Below are 23,489 nucleotides of genomic sequence, written 5' to 3'. Positions count from 1 at the left end.
CAAGCCCTAATGTATCAACTAATAACTTTGCTTCTTCAGGTGAAGCACTCGCTTGGCGATAAATTACAGAGGCAATCCATACTTCGTTACATTGCAGAACTTCTGCTAATTCTGCAAAAGTCAGCCCTTTGTTTTCTTTGGCTGTTAAAAGTTTTTGGGTAATTTCAGGAATAGACATTTGAACGTAAAATAGAATTAGATTTATACATTAACAAGCATACACTAACTCAACGTATGAAATTCAAAACCCAGTTCCTATGATTTTTGTACCGACTGTATTCCCTGCTGTTTTCTCCGACACCAAATATTTACGGAAATAGTTCGTCCACAAGTGTTGGAGGAAATCTTCAGCAAATTCGTTAAACGGCAGAATCCATTTATAGTCCTTGTCCAAAAATACCCGATAAGATGCAATTATCGGTAGTGCCAGGTCAGTTGGCGCACCAAACCCGAATGAATACTTGCTGTCAGGCAATAACGTCGTTTTAGCTCGACTTTATCCATTTTTACGCAACCCAAAACCCGACGCCGAAACCATTGCGGGACGCTAGTTTTAGTTTTTGGACTTGAGCGTAAATCAGTGAAATGGAAAAAGTATTTGCCAAAAAACCAGGATTTTTGTCGGATAAGGAAAGCCAAGTTCTTAATTTTGGATAAAGTCGAGCTTACTCGTCAGCGTGAGCAAATCGGCAAAAGAGAAAGTCTAGAGCGTAGTTTCGCAGGTTGTAGTATTCTGGATCTTCCATAATGCGGCGACGATTGCGGGGACGGGAGAAGGGAATATTGACGATTTCACCAATGTGAGCAGATGGGCCGTTAGTCATCATCACAACTCTGTCTGCTAAGAAAAGCGCTTCATCAACGTCATGAGTAATCATTAGTACGGTGACTTGATGCTCACGCCAGATTTGCAGAAGTTCTTCTTGTAATTCTTCTTTTGTGATGGCATCTAATGCCCCAAAGGGTTCATCAAGAATTAAAACTTGCGGACGGATGGAAAGGGCGCGAGCGATCGCAACTCGCTGTTTCATCCCACCAGAAAGCTGATTGGGTTTCTTATCAGTTGCTTCTGTGAGTCCCACCATTGCCAAATGTTCTCTGACGATCGCCCGTTTTTCTGCCTGGGGTTTTTTAGGAAATACCGAATCAACAGCCAGATAAACGTTATCAAAGACACTCAGCCAAGGGAGTAGACAATAATTTTGGAATACCATCATCCGGTCTGGGCCTGGTTCTGTGATTGGTTTGTTTTGCAGCAAGATAATACCATCGGTGGGAGTGTTAAACCCGGAAACCATGTTGAGCAGAGTTGATTTGCCGCAGCCAGAGTGACCGATTATGCAAACAAATTCGCCTTCTTGCACTTCCAGGTCAACTCCATCCAGTACGGTGTAAGGACCTTCAGAAGTTGGATAAATTTTGCTTACACCTTCAATCACCAAAAAATTTTCTGCTTTTTTTGTTTGCAGTTGATTGATCTGGGTATTTCTGTTTACTATTTGCATCGTGGGTTTATCTATGGGTAGTTTGTTATTTGTCAGTCACAAATGGTCAATGACTAATGACTAAATAAATACTTCTTCAATACGTATTTGCTGTTTAATTTCTAGGCTTTTGAGATACTCTATTGGCTCTGATGGGTTAAAAACTTTCCCATCAAATAAGTGAACAGGGTCATCTTCTCCGATATCGAGTAAGCCTAGTTCGCGTGCAGCAGCACCAAATATATCTGTGCGGCAGACTCTTTCAATTACCTCTACCCAGTTTTTCGGAAAGGGTGTTAATCCCCAACGTGCTAGCTGAGTGGTCATCCACAAAATTTCAGTGCGGTTGGGATAGTTGGTTTGATTGAGATAAAACTGGTTGTATGCTTTGAATTCTTGTGGTTCTGTACCATCCCCGCGATCATAGCAATCAATGAAACCAGGACGAACATATACAGGATTTATGTCTAAGTATTCAGGACGGCAGAGTATTTCTAAAATTTCTTCACGGTTGCGGAAATCGTCACAGTATTTACAAGCTTCTAACAGTGCTTTAAGCAGAGCAAGATAAGTTTCTGGGTATTTCTGCGCCCAATCTTCCCGCACTCCCAAAACTTTTTTCGGCTGTCCTGACCAAATTTCCAAAGCTGTGGCGGCAACAAAGCCTAAGTCTTGATGAACAGCAAGATAGTTCCAGGGTTCTCCAGCACAGTAACCGTCAATATTTCCGGCTTTGAGTTGAGAAACCATTTCCATTGGTGGAATCACCCTTAAGCTGACATCTCGATCAGGATCTATATCACCAGCCGCCAGCCAATAACGCAGAATTAGGTTCAGCATAGAGGTTGGATGAACTACACCCAAAGTCAAAATTTGGTCGGGAGCAGCGTTAATGGCTACTTTTAAGTCTGCCAGATTTCTGACACCTTGGGTATACAATCTTTTGCTTAAGGTGATGGCGTTCCCATTGCGAGAGATATTTAGGGCATTAATTATAGGAATTGGTTTTTTACCACCAGCACCCAAAGTTAGGGCTAAGGGCATTCCCGCCAACATTTGGGCGGCGTCTAATCTGCCAGTAACAACATTTTGAGCTATTTCCTTCCAGCTATTAGCACGAGTGAGGGTGATATTTTCTAAACCATACTGGGCAAAGAAGCCTTTTTCTTGAGCAACGATTAAAGGTGCAGCATCAGTTAGAGGCATAAAGCCAATTTCTAAATTGACTTTTTCTAAGCCGTTGCGGGATATGGCTACTGGTGCTGAAGTCTGCTGTGCTTTGCGTTTCTTAACCAGCTTTTGTTGGTTGAGGAAGTAAATCATTTCATTCCGCAGACTGTAGTAGCTGGGATGTTTGACGACTTCCAAGCGTTGACGCGGGCGAGGGATTGGCACTTCGAGAATTTGCCCGATATGAGCTTCTGGTCCATTAGTGAGCATGACGACGCGATCGCTCAACAAAAGCGCCTCATCTACGTCATGTGTCACCATCACGCAGGTAACGCTGTGTTCGTTGCAGATTTTCATCAGTTGCTCTTGTAAACTACCCCGTGTTAGAGCATCCAACGCCCCAAAGGGTTCGTCTAGCAGTAATAACTTGGGACGAGTTGCTAAAGCGCGAGCGATCGCTACCCGTTGTTTCATTCCCCCAGATAACTCGCTAGGACGTTTATTAGCTGCCAAACGCAGCCCTACCATCTCGATATGTTCTTCGATAATGCTTCGGCGATCGCTTTTGGGCTTACTCTTGTACACTTCATCCACAGCTAGGGCAATATTTTCCCGTACTGTTAACCAAGGCAGCAAAGAGTAGTTTTGAAAGACAACCATTCGATCTGGACTGGGTTCTCTAACTTCTCGCCCTTCTAAGGTCACACCTCCAACACTCGCTCTATCTAAACCTGCAATGATATTGAGCAAAGTAGATTTACCACAACCAGAATGTCCAATTAGTGAAACAAATTCACCTTGTTGAATTTTCAAATCAATATTTTTTAGAGCAATGTATTTGCCGCCATTCGGAAGTTCAAATACACGGTCAATGTGGTCAACTTCAACAAAAGTAATCATTTTTAATTTGTAATTCGTAATTCGTAATTCGTAATTCGTAATTCGTAATTCGTAATGGGGAAGTAACTTATTTCCTATTCCCTACTCCCCATTTCCCATTCTCTACTCTGGGACAACTTTGCTAGCTATAAAACCAACCAATCTATCTAGCAGTAAGCCGACTAAACCAACATAAATTAGTGCGAGGATAATTTCGCTTAAGTTAGTTTCTGTAGTTGTGTTGTAAGCATCCCAAATAAATGAACCAATTCCCACGCCGCCGACTAACATTTCTGCTGCAACAATTGCTAGCCAAGATAAACCAATGCCAATGCGTAACCCTGTGAATATATAAGGAACAGTGGCAGGAAACACAACTTTTAGGAAATACTTTACTCCTTTCAAACGTAAAACTCTAGCTACGTTTACATAGTCTTGAGGAATTTGTTGCACGCCCACCGTGGTGTTGATCACAATCGGCCAAATGGATGTAATGAAAATTACGAAAATAGCTGAAGGATTCGCTTGTTGAAACGCTGCCAGGGAAATTGGCAGCCATGCTAGAGGCGGTACAGTCCGCAACACTTGGAATATTGGATCTACGGCATTATAGAGTAACTTATTAGCACCAACGAAAATTCCCAATGCAATGCCAACAATTGCTGCTAGCGAAAAACCTAAAGCGACTCTTCCCAAACTACTAAGTATTTGCCAGCCCAAACCTTTATCACTTTCACCATTATCAAAAAATGGATCAATGATAAAAGGATTCCAAGTTTCTGAAAATGTTTCTATTGGGCCAGGTAAACCAAAGTTAGGAGTTAAACAAACTAGTTGCCAAATCACTAGAAATACAGCTAATGCTATCAGTGGCGGCACAATTTTTTGCGAAACTAATTTATTGAGATGTTTGCGGTTATTTTTTCTAAAATTGCGATTTCCAAGGATAGCTGCCATTACGTTTTTTCTCCAATTGTCTTTATGTAGCCAAGCGTAAAAATGAAGTTTATAGTAAGTGATTTAGTCCTAATAAACCTTGCTATGAACGACAAATTTCTCACTACTAACTAGGATTTTGCTGGGGATGCCTGATTGTGCCTAAACGCTTCATTAAACCTTCTTAATTTTCAAACTTTTCAAATATTCTTCTGGTTTCTCAGGGTCAAATTTTACACCATCGAAAAAAGTCTCAACTCCACGAGAACTACTCTTAGGAATTTCAGAATCAGCAACACCAAGAGCTTTAGCTGCTTTTTTCCACAAGTCCTCTTTATTCACTTGATTAACTATTTCTTGAACCTTAGTATCTTTTGGTAAATAGCCCCAGCGAATTTCTTCTGTTAAAAACCAAACATCGTGACTCTTGTAAGGATAGGAAGCATTATCTACCCAGAACTTCATCGGATGTGAAAAGTTTTGCTGAGTTCGTCCATCGCCGAAGTCAATATTGCCTTTAGACCTTTCTAAAATATCTGCAACAGCAACGTTAAAGTATTTACGGTCAGAACAAATTTTGCACATTTCCTCTTTGTTTTCGGCGCGATCGCACCATTGTTGAGCTTCCAGTACTGCCATCAACAATGCCTGTGCAGCATTGGGATTTTGATCAACCCAATCTTTCCGCATTCCAAAGGCTTTTTCTGGATGATCTTTCCACAATTCGCCTGTAACTAAAGCTGAATAGCCTAATTTTTGGTTGACCAATTGAGCGTTCCAAGGCTCTCCCACACAGAAAGAATCAATAGTAGCGACTTTCATATTTGCAACCATTTGTGGTGGTGGTACAGGTGATAAAACCACATCTTGATCTGGATTGATACCACCAGCCGCCAGCCAATAACGCATCCATAAATCGTGGGTGCCACCAGGAAAGGTCATACCAAATTTCAAGGCTTTTTGCTCGGCTTTGGCAAGACTCGCAGCTTCTTTCAGCGCCTTGCTTTCTAAATTTACATTAAGGTTTTTAAATTTATTTGCAACGGAAATAGCCTGACCATTGGTATTTAATCTTGCCAAAAGATACATTGGCACTTTATCGTTGATAGTCATCAAGTAAGGCATGGGGCTGAGGATATGTGCGCCATCAATACCACCGCCAGATGAGCCGATTTTTAAGTTATCACGGGTGACAGGCCAAGATTTTTGTTTGATGACCTCAACATCAGTCATACCGTATTTGGCAAAGAAACCCTTTTCTTTAGCAATAATTACGGGAGCAGCATCAGTTAGAGCGATGAATCCTAATTTGGCTTTGGTTGTTTCTACCTTTGGTGCATTCGCTACTGTAGAGACATTGGCAGCCGGAGCCGCAGAGGGTGCGTCGCCACCTGTTGAGGCTGTATTGCTACCGGAAGAACAACCATGAGCCAGGATAGAAGCCGCTGCCACAGTGGTGGTGGTTAAAATAAATTTTCTGCGCGAAAGATTTTTCATTTGTCCTTTGTTAATTGTTAAGGAACGTGGATTAAATAAGATCCACAACTTTTTTCTGGGGGTATTGTATTTAAATGCTCCTATGCATAAAATCTGGAAGTTAATAAATCCTCATCCCTAATTGTTAGTTGTGATCCACTAATCTATGAGTTACTAAAGCTTCTTGCCTTGGTTTTGCTCCAAAGTTTGTGAGAATACAGTTGGATAAACGCATCCGCATCATAAACTTGCCTAGAGTGACTGGGTAAAAAAACACACCTAACCCTTGAGTCGATGGCCTCGGTCTATTTCGCTCACTACTTCCCAAACTAGGGCGGCAAATTTATCTATTTCACCCTTGACGGTGAGTTCATCTTTTTCTGCCTTTAATTTCTCAAACTTGTTGAGGCTAGCTGTTATGGTACTTGCTGTGTCTTTCATGAGCTGATTCTCGTTGCAAATAAATAATATCAACCAGATCGTAGTCTCATGAGCTACTGAATCTACGAGGATTAGTGATGAAAAAATTTGATTCAGTTACGGTTTATTATCTGTAACTCAAGAGCATTAGAGCTAATTCCTAAAGAGAATCTTAAGGTTATCTAATTCCTTGCTGGACAAGACTTTCAGAGAATAAACGCTTTATTGGCTCAAATTCTTGAAACCCTTACGAATCAAAGACTTTACTCTAGTTTACAAATTAGCTCTTACAACCTGGAACCTAAGATAGTTAACATGTTTATCGTAAAATTCTCAATTAGTTAGGGAAAATCTATCGCTGTTTACATTTTGCAAATTTATTAAGAAGCCTTGGATACTGTTTATGTAACAATTTCGACATTTTTAAGTTAAAGCAAGATTTATATGAAAATAGTATAAAATGTTACGTTTTTTGGGTAAAAATGCAGTAAACGCATATTATTGATACATTTTCTGCATCACAAACAGCTAATGAGGGATGCAAAGCGCTTGCTGAACAGCATTTAGGATTGATGTATGTTAACTAAAACGCAGTAAGGCAAAAAATTCGCTTGCCCTTGTCATGGTTCAGAATTTGTGGTGGATGGTAAAGAGAGACCTAGCTACAACACCGCAGATCCTGCTGTTGGGCTTCTAAATCAGTCAACCTTTTTTCTAATTGCTTTATGCACTGCCCCATTTTCTCCACCAGTTCTTTGAAGCTGGACTTTGGACTAAAAGGCTAGAGAAAAGCAGTCAGCAGTAACACTGACTGCCGTAAAGTCAATGAAAGTAATCGATAAATCATTGACGTGATGATCCTGACACAACTAGAAAAATTCCGCCAAGCTATCTATGATTGTTTGGGGAAGGCCAAAGATGCAGTATTTGAATTGATGGATGCAGTATTAACCTAGCGTGGCAAAACTTACTAGAGAAGAGTAGAAATCCTGTAATCTTGACCTTGTAGGGAAATAATGGTGCAAAAACTTGGCAAGGAAAAGTCTAAAACCAGAGGCAACATCGTTTGAAGTACTCGATTGTGTTCAAAAAAAATGTCCTTCGTGCGGGGAAGCAATGTGGAATGAATTAAATACAAACATCTGTATAAGAGTGATCGGCAGCACCTGCTATACAATTACTGCTGTATGATTGGCAAGATTAGTAATTATCCCCCTAATAGACTATCAGTCCATCAACTGGGCATAGATTTATGAGTAGTTTGCTTTTATTATTAATAGGTTTTGGAATTTTTTTCTTGGCTTGGAAGACTCAAGATGAAATTAATCGCATTACGGCGATGTTTAGCGGGACAATTTCTCTAATTTGGGGGTTAGCTCTAGCTCCATTGTCATTGCAATTATTTATTGAGATTGTTTCACTTCTAGCGGCTTTCTCTGTTTGTATGCGTTGTTTAGGTTGTGGCTCAAACCGCAATTGATTTTTCAATTGATAATTTTTTAATTCCCTAACTATTTTTTAAATTTTTAAAAATCACTTGAATTGCAGCTTGGCAAGTTTGTTCTAGAATGTCATCTGCCGATATTGGGTATTTGCCGGGGTTTACAAATTCTCATCGTCGCCTATGGGGGTACTCTAATTCCTCACATTCCAGATGTTTACGGTACATCTGCATTACATCGTCTAGAGCCTGGATCTGGACGACGTTTACCTACAGAACATCTCGTCAGGATAGATGTAGAAAGCCTTTTAACTGACTGTTTACAGAATTCTCGTATATTTGTAGTTTCTTGGCATCATCAAGCGGTAGATAAAGTACCCCCTGGTTGGCGGGTTGTTGCTCATGCTTGGGATGATGGAGCCATTGAAGCTGTGGAGCATGAACACCATCCTTGGGCAATTGCTGTGCAATGGCATCCTCAGCTTTCAATTCTCGATCCCAATCATCAAAGAGTTTTTCTAGCTCTCGTTCAGGCTGCACATACAAAATACTTCTGGGATGACCCTAACCTCGCAACCGGGTCAGATCCAGCCTGATCCCCCCAAATTATTTGGTGCTGAAAATTGTTCCTGCAATTGTAATTATCTCCCCTATTTCTCCCCTATTTATCTTTAAATTCAAATCACAAGAGCAGAGAACACTATGCAAAACAGGCGGATACTCTCTGTCGGATTAATAAGTTAACAAAAACAGAATTGCAGGAGCTTAAATTGTCTTATAATTTCTCTCGCCGCCAAATTCTCAAGACCGCTGGCTTTATTACTGGCGCTGCTTCAGTAGGGAGTACACCGCTACTAGGCAATTTAATTACTGGTTCTAATACTGATAGTTCCGCACAAGCTGAAGAACCTAACAAGCTTGCAGCCCCGCAGATGGTTATTAATAGTCGAATGCTATATTTCGGCTGGATTCCGGAAGATTCTACCGCTGTGAAGTCCTTAGTCCCAAATCGTTTCACACCAAACTACAGGGGCGCAGTCTTCATGAACCAATATGTAGTCGATACTGATGAGCAGACTTCCGGCTTTGGTGCGTACTCGCTGACTTATCTTGGTGCCGATCTCCAAAACCTTGATGCCCCTGGCGGTGTAAACCCCGGTAGATGGTGGACTCACTACTTTAACTCTAGTTCTACCGTAATCAAATATGTTTTAGAGCGTGGCGTTCCTGCAACACCGGGACGTACAACTCTGAGCCTTAATGGCAATACCTTAATAGCTACAACCGAATCTAACGGTATTCCCATCATTCGCACTACTGCTAGGGTCAGTAACACCATTGCTAATGTGGCTAGTGGTCAATTGCGATACATCACGAAAAAAACCGATGGTTCATTCTCCAGTGGTGTTTATCCTTATGTTGCAGAGATCGTTACCCCTTGGCAAATTGTTGATTTGGAGTTCCTTCAACCAAGCCATCCTGTCTATGCTTTACGACCAAGACGACCGCTTGAAATTACCTTTGGCTTCTATGCTCCCCGTTCTTCTTTCTGTTATCCCGGTGGCGAACAGGTACTTTAACTGTAACAAATGATGCTGTCGTCTGTGAGCGGGGATGTGGTTATAAACCCAATACCCGCTATCAGCCTAGAACACCGATTCAGTATTCAGAGTCATGACGAAAAACTCGGGTTTCTTTTAGGCGCAAGAAGGAAATTATGGTTGAAATGGCCTAAAAATCAGGTTTTACAGCCTCGCCTTTTACTGAATCGGTGTTCTAGTAGTTCGCTTTCGTGACTTAGCGGGGTAAAGGTTTTAAATCCCTTATCCTTTCCCCAGCCCTCACAAGCGCATTTTTGGGTTGATAGACTACTACTGAAAACCTTACATGGCTCGCGTCTATGATTTACTTCATCCATGTCGAAACCTAATTTTAGTTTTTCGATTTTTTGGAGGAGAGGATAATGTTGAAGTTGACCTGTTTGGTAGCTTGCTTTATCTGGTTGGGACAATTCTGGTGACAATCACCTTCAATGTGCCACTCAATGATGCCCTAGCGATCGCCAAACCAGATAGTACTGAGGGTGCTATTCCCTGTGGGCTAGATATCTAACCAATTGGATGCTTCGGAACCATGTTAGGACAATCTTGAGTTTGGGGCAGCAGCATTACTGACTATCGCGCTCTGTGATCAAACAGTGCAATAGGAATATTTTGCATCAACTGTAAAAATAGGATAATTCTACTCATCAAAATGTAGTCATTTTTAAGTCAATATGAGTGTTCAAGCCGCATACGATAATTGGTCAACCACCTATGATGCTGATGAAAATCTGACGCGCGATCTCGATCAAATCATTACTAAAGAAACCTTCATGAGTAAGAGGTATAAATCAGTCGTTGAAATTGGCTGTGGCACAGGCAAAAATACATTGCTGCTGTCACAAATTGCCCAAACAGTCTATGCAGTTGATTTTTCAGCATCCATAATCGAGAAGGCGAAAGAAAAAGTAAATTCAGTCAACGTACTTCTTGCATCTATTATCGTGTCTGAAATCGAAATTATCAAAACTTTTGCCCTTCTTGAAGACCCCCGTCGCCGCGCCGGACAGAGACATAATCTACCATTATCTATCAATACCGATATTTTCAGCAGTTAGCGGAATCGCTGACGAGATTTAACGCTGAGTCTTTAACCAAAATGATTGATGCTGGGGTGGAAAATAAGCTTTTGAGTTGAATACGAAGTTAAAGGTGGGGACTGAAATCAACTTTCTTGCTTGATTTTGAGTCACCACCACTGACTACCAATCTTTGACAAAAAATTATCCTAGCTTACTCTCATCACTCCTATAAGTCATAGCTCTGGGCTTCCGTTTTCTAAGAGGGACTACTGATTTCTTGGGTGCTTGTGGCGGACGACATTTTTCACAGTAGAGCGGTCGCACACCAAAGGTTTCTCGTTGTGTGGGTTGTTCGCATTGCTTACATACGAAGTTGAAAACGCGAGTGTGAATTTCTCGTTTGTGCGCTCTGACGGTGTATTCTCGGACATCAATTGTTTTACTGGGCATTGACTGATTACTGTTGGGGACTTACTTCTTTAATATAGTTTTTCGTCTTAGTTCTACAAGATCCGTGCATCATCTGACGAAAGTAATTCTACTTAATCAATTAAATACTCTTGCATATCGCTTTGTCGATGGCGGAGAATACTTATCGCCTTGACCTGGATTTGACGAATCCGCTCTCGGCTGAGGTTTAGCTGTTGGCCAATCTGAGCTAGATTGAAATGCTGATCGTTCTCTAGCCCAAAGTTTAAAGTCAACACTTGACGCTGTATAGGTGTCAATGGTTCTAAGAATTTAGCTACATCTTGCGATAGAAGTTCTTGGCTAAGGAGTTTTTCTGGTGAAGCGGCATCGCTGGCTAAAATTTCGCCCAATTCTGTCTCTTTTTCATCTCCCACTTGTTTATTTAAAGAAATGGCTGTGCGAGAAGCAGTGAGATATTCTCGAAGCTTATCTGTGCTTATGTTTAATGCTGATGCAATTTCTTCGGCAGTGGCATGACGACCGAGTTTTTGAAAGCTTTCTCGCTGTACTTTTTTAATTTTGGTAAGTATTTCAGTGAGATGAACAGGCAATCTAATAGTGCGCGATTGTTCTGCTATCGCGCGTGTAATCTCTTGACGAATCCACCAGTAGGCGTAGGTCGATAGCTTATAGCCCCGGTTGGGATCAAACTTTTCTATACCCCGTTGTAAGCCAATTGCTCCTTCCTGAATCAAATCTAAGAATTCCAAATTGCGGTTCTGGTATTTCTTGGCAACAGAAACTACTAGTCGCAGGTTAGCTGTCACCATTTTTTGTTTAGCCTTTTGACCAAGGTGTAGTGCTGCTCGGACTTGTGCTTCGGTTTTTTCAACAGCGTTGGCTAATTCTGTCATTGTTGGTTCGCGGTCTAGCTGTTGAGTGAGTTCATTTTTAGATTGCTCAATGACAATCATTTCTTGTACAAGTCTTGCATAAGCGATTTCTTCCTCTGGCTTTAATAAAGGATACTGACCAATTTCTTGCAAATAGATGCGAACCATGTCGGAACTCAGGCTGGACATACAAACTTTTCGACTTTTTTAAACCAGGAGATTCAAAAGTATAAATCAAATAGCTCAATAAAGTTTTCTATTTTGAAGAACCAAAACATATCACCAATGCAGTCCTACCTAAAGTAACCTCTGCTTTAACCTTGTGTAGCGCTTTTGGTCATCAGTAGAGCGCACCGCCAGAGATATCGCTTTTTTTGCTCCAACCACGATCGCTAACTTCTTGGCACGGGTCAGCCCGGTGTAAAACAGGTTCCGGGTCAACATCATATAGTGCTGCATATAGATTGGCAAAATCACCACCGTATATTCTGACCCCTGGCTTTTATGAATCGAAATGCTCCAGGCAAGGGCAATTTCATTCAGGTCAGCGTAATCGTAAACCACAGTCCGCTCACCATACAGTACTGTAACTTCCTGCTCGACAGTATCAATGGTGAGGATTATTCCTAAGTCACCGTTGAAGACTTCGCGGTTGTAGTCGTTGGTCAACTGGATAATGCGTAGACGCTCTTAGCGGCTTGTCGCAGACATCTCCCTCGCGTAACAAATTCCCACCTCTGTTAATCTCCACCTTGCTGGGGCTGGGTGGGTTAATCAACTGCTGCAACACGGTATTAAGATTGCGAGTACCCACAACTCCCCGTGTCATCGGGCAAAGCACTTGGACATCAGTGGCAGGATTAAAACCTAGTCGAGGGAGCAAGTCTGTAATCAACTCGCAGATTGCTTGCACTCCATGTTCAGGCTGATGACCTCCACCATGCCACAGACAATCAGACACAGGATTGTCGGAGATTGGCTCGATTGTGGGATACTGTCCCCGGTTGATTTGGTGAGCAGCAGAGATGATTGCGCTCTGTTGGGCTTGGCGAAATACCTGGGTCAACCGCACCACGGGAACTCGCCCAGAATTGATCAAGTCAGCGAGTATTTGACCTGGGCCCACAGATGGTAACTGATCAATGTCACCCACCAACAATAGTAGAGCGCCAGCCAATACTGCTTTAACCAAGGAGTAAGCCAGAAACAAATCAAGCATCGAAGCTTCGTCAGCGATAATTGCCGTGTGAGGCAAAGGATTTTCGCTATCGCGCTTGAAACCCCTTGAGCGGGGGTCAAATTCTAACAACCGATGAATAGTTTTAGCTTCCAGCCCTGTCATTTCACCTAAGCGTTGAGCAGCCTGTCCAGTTGGTGCAGCCAACGCAATAGATTTACCCATTGCTTTCCACAGGCTGACAATGGTGTGAGTTGTGAAGGTCTTTCCAACGCCAGGTCCACCAGTGAGGATCATGATTTTGGAATAGGCTGCTGTTTCTACAGCTTGGCGTTGCTGTTCTGAAAGCTGAATTTTCCGGCTAGCAGTAAAGCGCTCAATCCAATCACGCACACGCTCAATGTCAGTACCAACAGGATTTTCCAAGCGTTGGCGTATCAGTTGAGCTAAATTCTGTTCCGTATGAAAGTAAGTCGGCTTATAGCAAAGTAGCCTTTTTTCTTCATCCCGCTCTCTAATCAGCTCGTCTGCCAGAGCCATATCTTTAATAATGATCGTAACCTCTTCTTCTGTGGGCTGATGAGATTCGGTTGTCAGCAGTTTGATTACCGACTCAATCAGTTCGCTTTGTGGCAGGTAACAGTGACCATCTTCGGCAGCTTCACTTAGGCAATGGATAATCCCCGCACGGTAACGAAATTCTGAATCCGGGGCAATTCCTATATTTCTCGCAATCTTGTCAGCAGTCAGAAAGCCGATCCCATAGATATCGGCTGCTAGCTGGTAGGGGTTATGGGTTACTGTAGCGATCGCTTCATCCTTATATTGCTTATAAATCTTCACAGCATAAGTGGTAGAAACACCATGCCCTTGGAGAAATACCATCACTTCTTTGATGGCTTTCTGAGTTGACCAAGCGTTTTTGATTAAAGTAATCCGCTTTTTAGCAATGCCCTGAACTTCAACTAATCGCTCGATCTGGTTTTCGATAATATCGAGGGTTTCAAGTCCAAAGTGAGCTACGATGCGTTTGGCTGTTACTGGCCCAACACCTTATTATGAGTCCACTGCCTAAATATTTCTCAATTCCGGTGAGAGTGGCTGGTTTGGTTTCTTTGTAGTTGACTACTTGGAACTGTGGCCCAAATTGTGGATGGTCACGCCAGAACCCAGTTAGCTGTAAAGTCTGCCCTGGCTGGATGTTAGCAAAGCTGCCAACAATTGTTGTCAGTTCGGTGCTACGGGGACGGGTCAGCCTTGCCACAGTGTAACCCGATTCAGCAGAGTAAAAAGTTAGGCGTTCTACGACTCCGGTGATTGTTTCGTGTTGAGGAAAGGCGCTTACTTGTTGAGGGGAAAGATTAGGAGGAGTGGACATTGCTTATGATTCAGATGCCGCACAGCACATTATTGTATATAATACTGGAATTCAATGAAGTATAGTACATAAATACTAAGCTACACACCCAGTATTAGTGTCATCGAAAACTCACCCTAATTTCTCCGATTAACTTACTTCTATGAAACAATTTGTAAAAGTAAAAGTAAGAATATTGAATTTATTTACTTGTAGCAATAACTTTGTCAATTTCTTGTAATTTCTCCTGAAAAAGAGAGCGCATTTCGTGAAGTTGTTTACTACTAGCTTTTTTAAGCAAATCTCCAGAAATTCCATTAACTTTTTGAAATATTATTTTTACCTCTTTTAACTCTTGTTCATTTGGCTTTAAATACTTGATCTTAATTTTTCTAACCAGTTCACGAGTTTCTGTTACTGTCAGATTTTTCTTTAAGACTTCATCTGTTGCTGCAATCCGTTCTGATGCTGCTTGATTTTCGGAGATGTCTAATGCCTTGGCAGATAGAGTTGCCAATGCTAAAGCATGAGCGCCTTTGAGTCCATGCTGCCTGATGACCTGTTTTAAATCTTCAGGCAGATAAAGCATCGGCATTAGATTAGCTTTCACAGAACTAGGATTTAACCCCAACTCTAGCAGCACTAGCAGTAGACTCTGTTCTTTACCTGTAATTTCCAGTAGTTCTAAGCCCTGTTGCTGTTCATCGACGCTAACAGCCATCAATTTTGCTAGCTCTTTACTATTTCCATTTCTCTCTATTCTTTTAATTACCGTTCCCAACATTGTGGAAACTTCATCCATTGACAAATTAGCGGACTTCATTACTTCTTTAAATACTGCCTCTGCTTTATCTAAAGGATTCAAGTCTTCAAAGCCAAGAAAAGTTAATAATGCAGATTGATCTAAGTCATTAGGCATTGCCACTATTACTGCACGAATAGTTGACCAGCCTAGTAATTTAGCTCCTTCTGTACGTAGCTGCCCATCTAACAGTATGTAACGACCATTACTCTGTCTGACTAAAATGACTGCTGAAATCTGCCCGTGTTTTTTGAGTAATCGTGCTTTTGCTTGTATTAATTCTGGTGTAATTGTCTGCCGAGGCTGATTAGGATTCGGGTCAATGAGATTTAAATCAACTTGTACTTCTCCTGATTGATGTTGAAGTTGTTCTCGGAGTTTTTGCAGTTCATTCTCTAATTCAGGAGATTGTGCGGTTCTGAGTCTTTCTATTTCTATTTGAAGTTCAGCAATTTTTTGTTCTTGCTCAGTTTTTTGAACTGCACTACTAAATCTACTAGCAATTTTAGGCAAAGCCACGATTATTTTTTCTCCTTAATTAAAGCGACTAAATCATCTGTAATTTGCTTAAAATCTTTACAAGCAGGATGTTTAGGACGGTATTTTTGTAAAGGTAGCCCGTGAGCGCTAGCATTTTTGAATTCATTGGAACTACGAACTTTGGGGTAAAGTTTTAATTGTAAATGTTCAGTGATTTCTGGTAATTGCTCTAGATATTGTCTGTGCATCGCTACGGTATCATCATACATACTTGGCACAAACCCTAAAATTGGTGGACGAGGTGATAACTGTAACTCATCGCTGGTTGAAATGCACCATTCTACCAATTCTGCTGAACCAGAAATCGCTTTCATTTCTAATTGCACTGGAACTAATATGTGAGTTGAAGCGGCTAAAGCATTAACATTCAGCATTCCCAATGTGGCCGGACAATCCAAGATCACTAAGTTATGAGGTAATGGGTAGTTTTTTAAGCGATCGCTAAGTGTGTACTCTCCTCGTTTCCTAATTACTAATTCGTTGGCCATTTCAGCCATTAATGGATGTCCTTGGCAGACTTGAATTTTTGATTCTTCCCAAACCGAAATTAATTTCCAATCCCCCTTAAAATCTTTGGATAATGCCTTGACTATAGTATTAGATACTTCAGCAGGTGGTATCCCACAAAACACATCTAAAGAGCGTTGTGGATCTAAGTCAAGTATTGCTACAGAAAAGCCACGCCGAACTATCTCGTATGCAAGGTGTACACTGAGTGTAGTTTTACCTACACCGCCTGCGTTAGCTATCAGTGAGAGAACTATCTGCTTCATATCAGTTTTTTTGTCGGATTTTGAAATTCGACATTAAGCTTTTGAAAAATGTATATCATGCATTTGTATTTGTCACCTATTTCTGTCGTATTTTAAAATACGACACATTTTTTAAGGATTGAGAAATAAACAAAATTAAATTGAAATCAACCCAACGTCCATCTAAACCATCAAAACAGCAACAGCCCAAACCCATTACCTCATCTGTTAAATCTGATTTGACTTTAGTTGATGAATAACTCAAAACTCAGTAACAGCCTGACTATCCCCCTGTCGAGGAAAAACCCATGAAGCCGCCAAAAGTTGAGCCGCAGGTGACTGGCAAGCGCAACAAGAAAAAAATAGATTCACCACCAGCAACCAAACCTCATATACCCTTTCAAGACCGCCCCGAAGAACCAGAATTACCGCCAGAACCCTGTCAGCACTGCAATTCCTGGATTGCAACTCGGAGGTAGGGCGTGTAATATTCGAGTGCTATCACTGCAAGCAGGGGATAATCAGCGAGTACACCGGAGATCCCGTAATGGGCGAGTACAAAGGACGACCTTAAGTAATTTTCACAAAAGTAAAATGCCCCAACTGTGAGCAAACAGCGATTAGGCTGCAAGCAAGGGAAGTACTTTCAACAACAGCGATACCTTTACCTTGGCAGGAATGATGGCACACTCCCTCTTCAAGAGTGATTGGTGAAAGATATTTACGATTGATAATGCAAATGAGATTTTTACCCTCAATAATAACTGCACTAACGGCACTGATACTAACTAGTTGCAGCACTACTACTGCTGAACAGTATGAAGCTACAGCACTCACCAGTTACTCCTGGCAAGTCAAGTATGCGAATAACCTAACAAGTCAACCACAGCCACGTATTGAAATCTTTGCGAATACTTCAGTGTTGAATCGGAATGGATTGAAACCGCCAGGAGCAGTTGTTGGCCCAGATGACCGAGGCTTATGGTGGCCTACTTTACCGTTGCGGCCAAGTGTTGATGGAGTTGAACAACGTAAAAGACCTCAAGAAGAGGTAGGTAAACCTGAATTGGTGAAGAATGTAAAGTACAAATTGACCTATGGAGTGGGTAATTCTCACTACTACACTGCCTACTAATTATGATGTTTATCGACAAGTAGTAAAAGCTTACCCCCAAAGAACTCCTTTGGAATTGACTCTGGGTGTGAATGATAATTCAGTTGAGAAAGCTGAACATGTAAGCAAGTAGTAACGCACTCGTTACATAGTCAACAAGAAGTTAAAGATCAAAACTGAATTGTTTTTCGACAAAAGATTAACACTAAAGTATAAATCAAGCAGTCAACGATGATCTAAATTAATTTTTGCTGCGTTGATCGAAAAGATTTCAAAAAAATCATGGGGGCTATATGGGGGCTTTGTGTACCCCAAGATTATTTAGGGGCTTGAACAAAATTTGACTCCTATATAGGGGCTGTATGGGGGCTGTATGGGGTACATTCGATTGAGTGAGGTTTTACCCCACTTAGCCCCCAAGAGGTTATGATAAGTTCTTCAGGCTGAAGCCGAGGAGCAAGAGAAAATCTTTGCGTTAACAATTATTATTATTTATCAAGATAACTTTTTTAATCAAACCGTATTGACTCGTCCCCTATGTCTAACATTCACACCTTGCAAAAAATTTTTCCTGCTGGCTTTGATAACGGCTATGGAAGCCTAAAACTTTTAGTCGATGGATTTGAAGTTGTTCGTGTCCCCAGCTATATAACCAATGCCGAGATGGAAGACGTACCAGGGAGGGTCGTTTTTAACGGTAGTGCTTACACAGTTGGAGAATCAGCTTTCCGTACAGGAAATTATTTTGACCGAAACACTGATAACAATGAAAACAAAGTCAACAACGCATTATTGACTTTATTCGGTGCATTGGCACATCTACCACACCGTAAGGCTTGGCATTTAAAATTAGTCGTCAGCTTACATGATGTTGGTCTAGCTGACGAATTGCAAAAAGTACTCAATGGAGAATATCAGCCAATACTTGCTGGCAAACAATCAGAAGTAAAAGTAGAAGTCCTGAAAGTCGTACTAGAAGGGATGGGTGCATTGTTTGGGCATCAACTACCGAAAAAATTAACCATTTTAGATTTTGGCAATGGCACGACTCTGTATTCTCGTTACAACCAAGGGAAACGAGAAGTTCACACCGCCTACCCCACAGGCGTAGAAGTTCTCATAAATGATATTTCCCAAAAGATGAAGCATTTAAATGGCGGAAAAATCGGGGATGCATCCAAGATCCGATTTTGTCTGGAAATGGGACATACCAAGTACAGCCGTGACATCGATATCAAAGATGTTTACACCGCTTGCTTAAAAGATTGGTATGAAAAATACTTGAAGAAAGTGGTGAATCTGACGCTTGATGCTAAACACCAAGGGGATGAAATCTGGGCGATTGGTGGAGGTTGCCTGTTACCCGGATTTAAGAAGCTTTTAGAGAAGAACGGGTTCAAAATACTGGACAACCCGGTGGAAGCTAATGTCTTTGGGCTTCTACAAATGGCAAAAGCCATTTCTGCCAAGAATTCGCCTACTACATCTCTTAACTGATCACAATGACAAATAAACAAGACTTAGCTCCGATAAAAATTCGGCTTAAAGAAAACTATCAAAAACGCATATTTGTAGAGTCCCAACAACTAGGTAAAAGTTACCTGGAGACGCTTTACTTTATTATTGATTGCTATTTTGTTTTCATCAAGGCTGGATTAGCCACACAACAAGTAGCTTTCACGCCGATTACTAATGAGTTGAACAAACTTCCTTCAATGACTTCAACTCCATTGGCACAAGAGAAAGAAGAAGATTCTGAACCAGAAACCTTCAGCCTTGATTTTGATTTGTAACCGTCAAAGGAAGTTGTTAATTACACACAAGGTTATTCCACTATGACGCGAAAATAATTTTTCCACTTGAGTCGTCACTGAGCCAAAGATTTGTCTGTAGCATAGGATCTACTGTATTTTCAGCCCCTGACAATCGCAGAGCTTACATTAGAACTTTTTGCAATTCTTATTATTAGCTCTACTTTTTCTAACTGATTCCACAGACTTTCCACAGCTACTTCTACTGTTTTCCACAGTTGTTTGACAAGATAATTGGCTTCTATTCATCCACTGGGGATTTTGTCATGACTGTAGCTATCAGTCTGTCTTACGGAGTTATTGTTAAGTTGCGTAAAGAAAATCTATCTCTAACCCTAGCTTTCACGTAATTATTTATTTTTTCTATATTTATGTTTAATATTTTGCAACATTGACAAACCGAGCCAGTCAGCACACAATAAATCGACTAGCCTTTGCCGTCTATTCCATCTTGAACATCAACTGTATAAAATTATTCAGTTACTAGCACAGGTGGTTTGACAACCAAAGAATGGGGTGAAACAGGACAACTACTGCATCACCTCTGGCTTATTGTCCCTATTGATTTGCTTTTTCGGAAGCTTTGATTCGCATGAACTCAACCCAAAACATCTTGACTAATCTTCCTGAAACACTACATCAGTCTTTAAACAGCTATCTAGAACAGCATCCTGATTGGGATGAACATCGCCTTATTACCGCAGCTATCTCACTGTTTCTGTTGCAAAATGCTGATGGAGATCGCCGTGTTTCCCAGGTTTATCTAGAAGCTCTGTTTCGCCGAGGCTAATTTACAACATACCTGACTCTGCTACTCCCTAAAACTCATACTAAACTAAAGCTCAATTAAGCGATACACTCAGAAAGATTTCTTGAGTTAGGACTAATGGCAAGCGAATCCGAGATAAAACCTAAAACATCTACTACTGAATTACTGACACTTCCAGATGGAACACAAACTCAAGGGATCGCTGAGTCAGTGGAAAATGCCCCAGATAGTGACGAAATCCTAAATTCACTCAAAACCTTACTTAGCACTTTAGAAAAGCTACAAAAAGTCCGCCTTGAAGCTGGTGATATTAAACTTGTGATTGAGCAGATGCTTGATGGCGAAATTGTCAGAGGTGAAGAAATTGAAAAAGCCAAAACTGGTGCTAACACGCTTAATCGCCTAGTTCGTGCTTATAGTGACCACCAAGCTGCACTATTTAAATCACAACCTGCTCGTACTTTACTTGATCTTGTACTCAACTCCAATCCAGCTAATTAAAACTCGCTTTCATTTGTCTGTAAAAGATACAATCGTAAGAATTCAGGAGTCAGAATTCAGAATTCAGAATGGAATTAGCATAACCTACTAACTTCTCAAGTTGAAGCATTAATCCTGAAGTATCACCTTGCCAAACTATCAAATCTTGAAATGTTTTGGCTGGCTGTCTCCTGAATTCTGACTCCTGACTTCTGAATCCTTACACACAATCAAACCATCATTCACTTTTTTAAACTCGAAAACTGAGTTTTCAATTTAAAAAGCCCTGTAAAAATCCAGGGCTCTGTTTTATATTGCAGTTTATTAAATGCCAGCTTAAAATCTTTGCCAGCGCTTTTTATACACATAATTATCGCTCAATCGCTTGGGTAAAAATAGCGCAGAACTACCCAATTTCTACCCATCTTACCTGGGTATTCCCTTAATAATTTCTTTAGAATTACACATACCTTTACCGAGAAATCACTGGTCTTCAGATTTTGAATTTTGCAATTGCCTTACAGCTTTAGCTTAATTTGGGAAGATCATTCCAATCCCAAATCAAAATTGTATCTGAAATTCACATAAGTGATTTCTTGGTGAAGTTTTTGATTATACGTAAATACCTTAAAAAACTTATGTTTATAATAGTATGACCGCAAGGCAAGTATGAATCGAGTTAATAATTGTTATTTATCAACCATTGCTAGAGTGCAATGTCCGTTTAATTTCTCAACTTTTAAAAATCCGAACAAGTTATGAATAAAAAATGGGCTATCAAACGAATCACAATAAATCTCGCATCAACTGAGAGTGAAAAGCTTGAACGCTATTGTGCAATCACAGGCAGACCAGCAACTGATGTCATTCGAGAGTTGATTCGCTCTCTTGAAGTAACTCATCTTCAAGAGAGCAAACATCCTGCACCCATGAAGCCTAGCTCTGTTACTCATGAATCACAGCCAGTTGGTATAGGTTAGAGATAGAGCAATGTTTTTGAGATTCTAAATTAAGTTTTGATTTTTGGCTTTGACTCGTTGAAAAGCCTATAAATACGTATTTTTATTGAACGAGGCAGGAGGCAGAAGGTCAACAACACAGGATTCTGGCAATAACAGTAATTGTAGACTGCTAAATCTACGATTTAGCGGGGATCTTAAACCCAAGTTACCAAGGCAAAAAGGCAAAATTCAAAACTTATTCTTTCCTCCAGCAAGAACTGCCTTCTGCCTTGCCGGAGGCAGATAAACCTATCTTTGGAAATCTATTTTTTGTGTTTGGGATTTAGCTAATATTTTATCAATTTGATTATTAGCATCCTCAAAAGTTTGCAATATCTGTGGAGTTAGTTTATTAGTCTGCACCTGACCAGATTGCAAGTTTAAAATTACCTCTCCATTTTTCTGCGAAATAGTTAAATCCCTCTGCTGGGTATTGAAAGCCAAGTCATAAATCTTTCCTTGAACTTGAGTACCATTTTCATCAGACTTACCCCAGACCATGCCAATCCTTTGAGCAATTTGAGTCAACCGACTGATTCTTTCAAGCTCAAATGTATCTTTATTCATTACTGTCAAAGCTTCGGCTGATAATTGCTCACCAGCTTTAAACCCATAAGCCACTTCTACAATGCGTTTTTTGTAATTCTCCGGCTTCCCTAACTTATCTGCGGCATTGTACCAATTTCTCAAGTCATCAATAGTGACTGATTGAGTTTGGACTGTTTGGTTAGGTGAGGCTCTGTTTTGTGGTTCAGGAAACGGGACTATAAAACCCTCCACATAATCCCCCAAGGGTTCAAGATGTAGTCCCCACACCTGCCCTTTGCCCGTGAACAGTTCTGGTAATGCTTTGGGCGAGTGCTTTTCCATATCAGCCCACTGCTGTTGATAAACGGGGTCAGCAATCATAGAGGGTGTGATTTGATACTGCTTACCCACTCGAAAGGCGACTTGCTTATCAATGCCTGTCGCCAGAGCAATATCCCCTTCCTTAAACCCATACTGTTTGTATGGTTGATAATCTCTGGTGGTATGAGTTCGACCATATCCTCTCATCGCATCAATGCAAGTATCTACTAGTATTGGATTAGTGTCACCATGCATCATTAAAGGGTAGTTCATGGGAATTGGTTTACCTTTGATGGCTCTTGGGGCGACATTTTGAATATCTTGGGGTGGAGTGGAATGTCGGCTTTGCTCCTTCTGGGATTGTGCTGTTTGTTCTGGTGGTTTCAAAAACTGCGGTCGTGTGGCGAGGGAATTAACCCTTTGTTGATACTCACTATCCGTTTCAATCACAGCCCCAAATTTCTTGGCCATGCTCTCTAAAGTTTTGGCAGGGATGGAGCTATCAACCAAGTTAAATACAGCTAGACCTTTTTTAGTTTCCCTGATAACATCTTCTATTGGTACTTGCTGCCATTCAACTTTTTGAGCAGTTAACCATTTTGTCACAGTCTCAGCTTTCTGGTTGTCAACAGCCAAGCCCATGACTCCGAGTTTTTTATTTGATTCTGTCGAAAATAAGAAAGTAGGACGTTCTTTAATATGATGTAGAATTTTCGCACTACTCTCAATCATCTCTTGTTGTTGAGGATTAACTGATTGAGTCCCAAAAGCCTGAAATTCCTTCGTCCAAATAGTAGGATATTCAACGGTATTAGGGTCAATTTGAGCGCAAATCACAGAGAAATTACTTTGAATAATAGCGTCGGCGTGTGTAAGTTTTCCGGTTTTGAGCAATCCAAGTTGTCTGAGCGCGTCTTTGTCTTTTTTGAAGTGCAATACTCCCAAGGGTTCACCATTCAAAAATACAGCATCTCTACTTTTAGAAGCTGAGGTTTCGATAGTCAGTTTTCGGTAATCTTGATCATTGAATGTCTGACCAGAAAAATCATAGAAGTTAATTTTATTAATTTTGAGGAGATTTCCATTGGGAGACTCACCCAGGAC

Annotated in this window: 19 protein-coding genes and 5 pseudogenes; 12 read left to right on the top strand and 12 right to left on the bottom strand. The window is 40.9% G+C overall.

Going from position 1 to position 23,489, the window contains the following annotated elements:
* Positions 1 to 259: 259 nt before the first annotated feature.
* The 6 genes and pseudogenes from IQ274_RS33360 to nirA all read right to left on the bottom strand — a co-directional run.
* Positions 260 to 487, bottom strand: a pseudogene (locus IQ274_RS33360) (abortive phage infection protein); the annotation flags it as partial.
* Positions 488 to 665: 178 nt separating this feature from the next.
* The gene (locus IQ274_RS33355) at positions 666 to 1,505 is read right to left on the bottom strand and encodes a nitrate ABC transporter ATP-binding protein (protein ID WP_194144873.1); all 840 of its coding nucleotides are present in this window, start codon (positions 1,503 to 1,505) and stop codon (positions 666 to 668) included.
* A gap of 60 nt (positions 1,506 to 1,565) precedes the next feature.
* A complete protein-coding gene (locus IQ274_RS33350; protein ID WP_163937069.1) occupies positions 1,566 to 3,554 on the bottom strand; it encodes a nitrate ABC transporter ATP-binding protein in 1,989 nt (662 codons plus the stop codon).
* 102 nt (positions 3,555 to 3,656) lie between these two features.
* A complete protein-coding gene (gene ntrB, locus IQ274_RS33345) occupies positions 3,657 to 4,490 on the bottom strand; it encodes a nitrate ABC transporter permease (RefSeq protein ID WP_194144872.1) in 834 nt (277 codons plus the stop codon).
* A gap of 153 nt (positions 4,491 to 4,643) precedes the next feature.
* Positions 4,644 to 5,966 (bottom strand): CmpA/NrtA family ABC transporter substrate-binding protein, encoded by a 1,323-nt coding sequence (locus IQ274_RS33340; RefSeq protein ID WP_194144871.1) that lies wholly within the window; start codon positions 5,964 to 5,966, stop codon positions 4,644 to 4,646.
* A 184-nt stretch (positions 5,967 to 6,150) separates the two neighbouring features.
* Positions 6,151 to 6,386: pseudogene (gene nirA / locus IQ274_RS37040) on the bottom strand (ferredoxin--nitrite reductase); the annotation flags it as partial.
* Positions 6,387 to 7,617: 1,231 nt separating this feature from the next.
* Here nirA and IQ274_RS33330 point away from each other — a divergent pair.
* The 5 genes from IQ274_RS33330 to IQ274_RS33310 all read left to right on the top strand — a co-directional run bounded on the left by IQ274_RS33330 (position 7,618) and on the right by IQ274_RS33310 (position 10,465).
* Positions 7,618 to 7,845 carry a hypothetical protein gene (locus tag IQ274_RS33330; RefSeq protein ID WP_114080961.1) on the top strand — a complete coding sequence of 76 codons (228 nt, stop codon included), beginning with the start codon at positions 7,618 to 7,620 and terminating at the stop codon, positions 7,843 to 7,845.
* A 62-nt stretch (positions 7,846 to 7,907) separates the two neighbouring features.
* Positions 7,908 to 8,402 (top strand): gamma-glutamyl-gamma-aminobutyrate hydrolase family protein, encoded by a 495-nt coding sequence (locus IQ274_RS33325; protein WP_163939129.1) that lies wholly within the window; start codon positions 7,908 to 7,910, stop codon positions 8,400 to 8,402.
* Between the two features lie 174 nt (positions 8,403 to 8,576).
* Complete coding sequence (locus IQ274_RS33320) at positions 8,577 to 9,386, top strand: hypothetical protein (protein WP_114080960.1); 810 nt, start codon at positions 8,577 to 8,579, stop codon at positions 9,384 to 9,386.
* 307 nt (positions 9,387 to 9,693) lie between these two features.
* On the top strand, positions 9,694 to 9,918 hold the full coding sequence (locus IQ274_RS37035) for an anthrone oxygenase family protein (RefSeq protein WP_228058557.1): 225 nt from the start codon (positions 9,694 to 9,696) through the stop codon (positions 9,916 to 9,918).
* Between the two features lie 163 nt (positions 9,919 to 10,081).
* Complete coding sequence (locus tag IQ274_RS33310) at positions 10,082 to 10,465, top strand: class I SAM-dependent methyltransferase (RefSeq protein ID WP_194144870.1); 384 nt, start codon at positions 10,082 to 10,084, stop codon at positions 10,463 to 10,465.
* A gap of 165 nt (positions 10,466 to 10,630) precedes the next feature.
* Here IQ274_RS33310 and IQ274_RS33305 read toward each other — a convergent pair whose 3' ends face one another.
* From IQ274_RS33305 to IQ274_RS33285, 5 genes and pseudogenes are all read right to left on the bottom strand, one after another.
* Positions 10,631 to 10,879: a hypothetical protein gene (locus IQ274_RS33305; protein WP_194144869.1), complete on the bottom strand. Its 249-nt coding sequence runs from the start codon at positions 10,877 to 10,879 to the stop codon at positions 10,631 to 10,633.
* A gap of 92 nt (positions 10,880 to 10,971) precedes the next feature.
* Positions 10,972 to 11,922, bottom strand: coding sequence for an RpoD/SigA family RNA polymerase sigma factor (locus IQ274_RS33300; protein WP_194144868.1), 951 nt, complete (start codon positions 11,920 to 11,922; stop codon positions 10,972 to 10,974).
* Between the two features lie 108 nt (positions 11,923 to 12,030).
* A pseudogene (locus tag IQ274_RS33295) lies at positions 12,031 to 14,288 on the bottom strand (ATP-dependent RecD-like DNA helicase).
* A gap of 181 nt (positions 14,289 to 14,469) precedes the next feature.
* Positions 14,470 to 15,588: a ParB/RepB/Spo0J family partition protein gene (locus tag IQ274_RS33290; protein WP_194144867.1), complete on the bottom strand. Its 1,119-nt coding sequence runs from the start codon at positions 15,586 to 15,588 to the stop codon at positions 14,470 to 14,472.
* A gap of 2 nt (positions 15,589 to 15,590) precedes the next feature.
* Positions 15,591 to 16,382, bottom strand: coding sequence for a ParA family protein (locus IQ274_RS33285; RefSeq protein WP_194144866.1), 792 nt, complete (start codon positions 16,380 to 16,382; stop codon positions 15,591 to 15,593).
* A gap of 287 nt (positions 16,383 to 16,669) precedes the next feature.
* On the opposite strand from IQ274_RS33285, the gene IQ274_RS33280 reads away from it, so the two are divergent.
* The 7 genes and pseudogenes from IQ274_RS33280 to IQ274_RS37030 all read left to right on the top strand — a co-directional run bounded on the left by IQ274_RS33280 (position 16,670) and on the right by IQ274_RS37030 (position 21,515).
* Entirely contained in the window at positions 16,670 to 16,840 is a 171-nt protein-coding gene (locus tag IQ274_RS33280; protein ID WP_159402648.1) for a hypothetical protein, read from the top strand.
* 254 nt (positions 16,841 to 17,094) lie between these two features.
* Positions 17,095 to 17,608: pseudogene (locus tag IQ274_RS33275) on the top strand (hypothetical protein).
* Between the two features lie 404 nt (positions 17,609 to 18,012).
* Positions 18,013 to 18,972 (top strand): ParM/StbA family protein, encoded by a 960-nt coding sequence (locus IQ274_RS33270; protein ID WP_194144865.1) that lies wholly within the window; start codon positions 18,013 to 18,015, stop codon positions 18,970 to 18,972.
* A 5-nt stretch (positions 18,973 to 18,977) separates the two neighbouring features.
* Positions 18,978 to 19,268 (top strand): hypothetical protein, encoded by a 291-nt coding sequence (locus tag IQ274_RS33265; protein ID WP_194144864.1) that lies wholly within the window; start codon positions 18,978 to 18,980, stop codon positions 19,266 to 19,268.
* Between the two features lie 631 nt (positions 19,269 to 19,899).
* A complete protein-coding gene (locus tag IQ274_RS33260; protein WP_409879677.1) occupies positions 19,900 to 20,076 on the top strand; it encodes a DUF2811 domain-containing protein in 177 nt (58 codons plus the stop codon).
* Positions 20,077 to 20,172: 96 nt separating this feature from the next.
* Complete coding sequence (locus IQ274_RS33255) at positions 20,173 to 20,556, top strand: hypothetical protein (RefSeq protein ID WP_194144863.1); 384 nt, start codon at positions 20,173 to 20,175, stop codon at positions 20,554 to 20,556.
* Between the two features lie 737 nt (positions 20,557 to 21,293).
* On the top strand, positions 21,294 to 21,515 hold the full coding sequence (locus tag IQ274_RS37030; RefSeq protein WP_228058556.1) for a CopG family transcriptional regulator: 222 nt from the start codon (positions 21,294 to 21,296) through the stop codon (positions 21,513 to 21,515).
* A gap of 270 nt (positions 21,516 to 21,785) precedes the next feature.
* On the opposite strand, the pseudogene IQ274_RS33245 reads toward IQ274_RS37030, so the two are convergent.
* A pseudogene (locus IQ274_RS33245) lies at positions 21,786 to 23,489 on the bottom strand (hypothetical protein); the annotation flags it as partial.

Origin of the sequence: Nostoc sp. LEGE 12447, assembly GCF_015206985.1 — a bacterium.
Lineage (GTDB): Bacteria > Cyanobacteriota > Cyanobacteriia > Cyanobacteriales > Nostocaceae > Nostoc.
The sequence above is the reverse complement of the archived record's forward strand: the minus strand, read 5'-3'. Positions and strand labels throughout refer to the sequence as shown.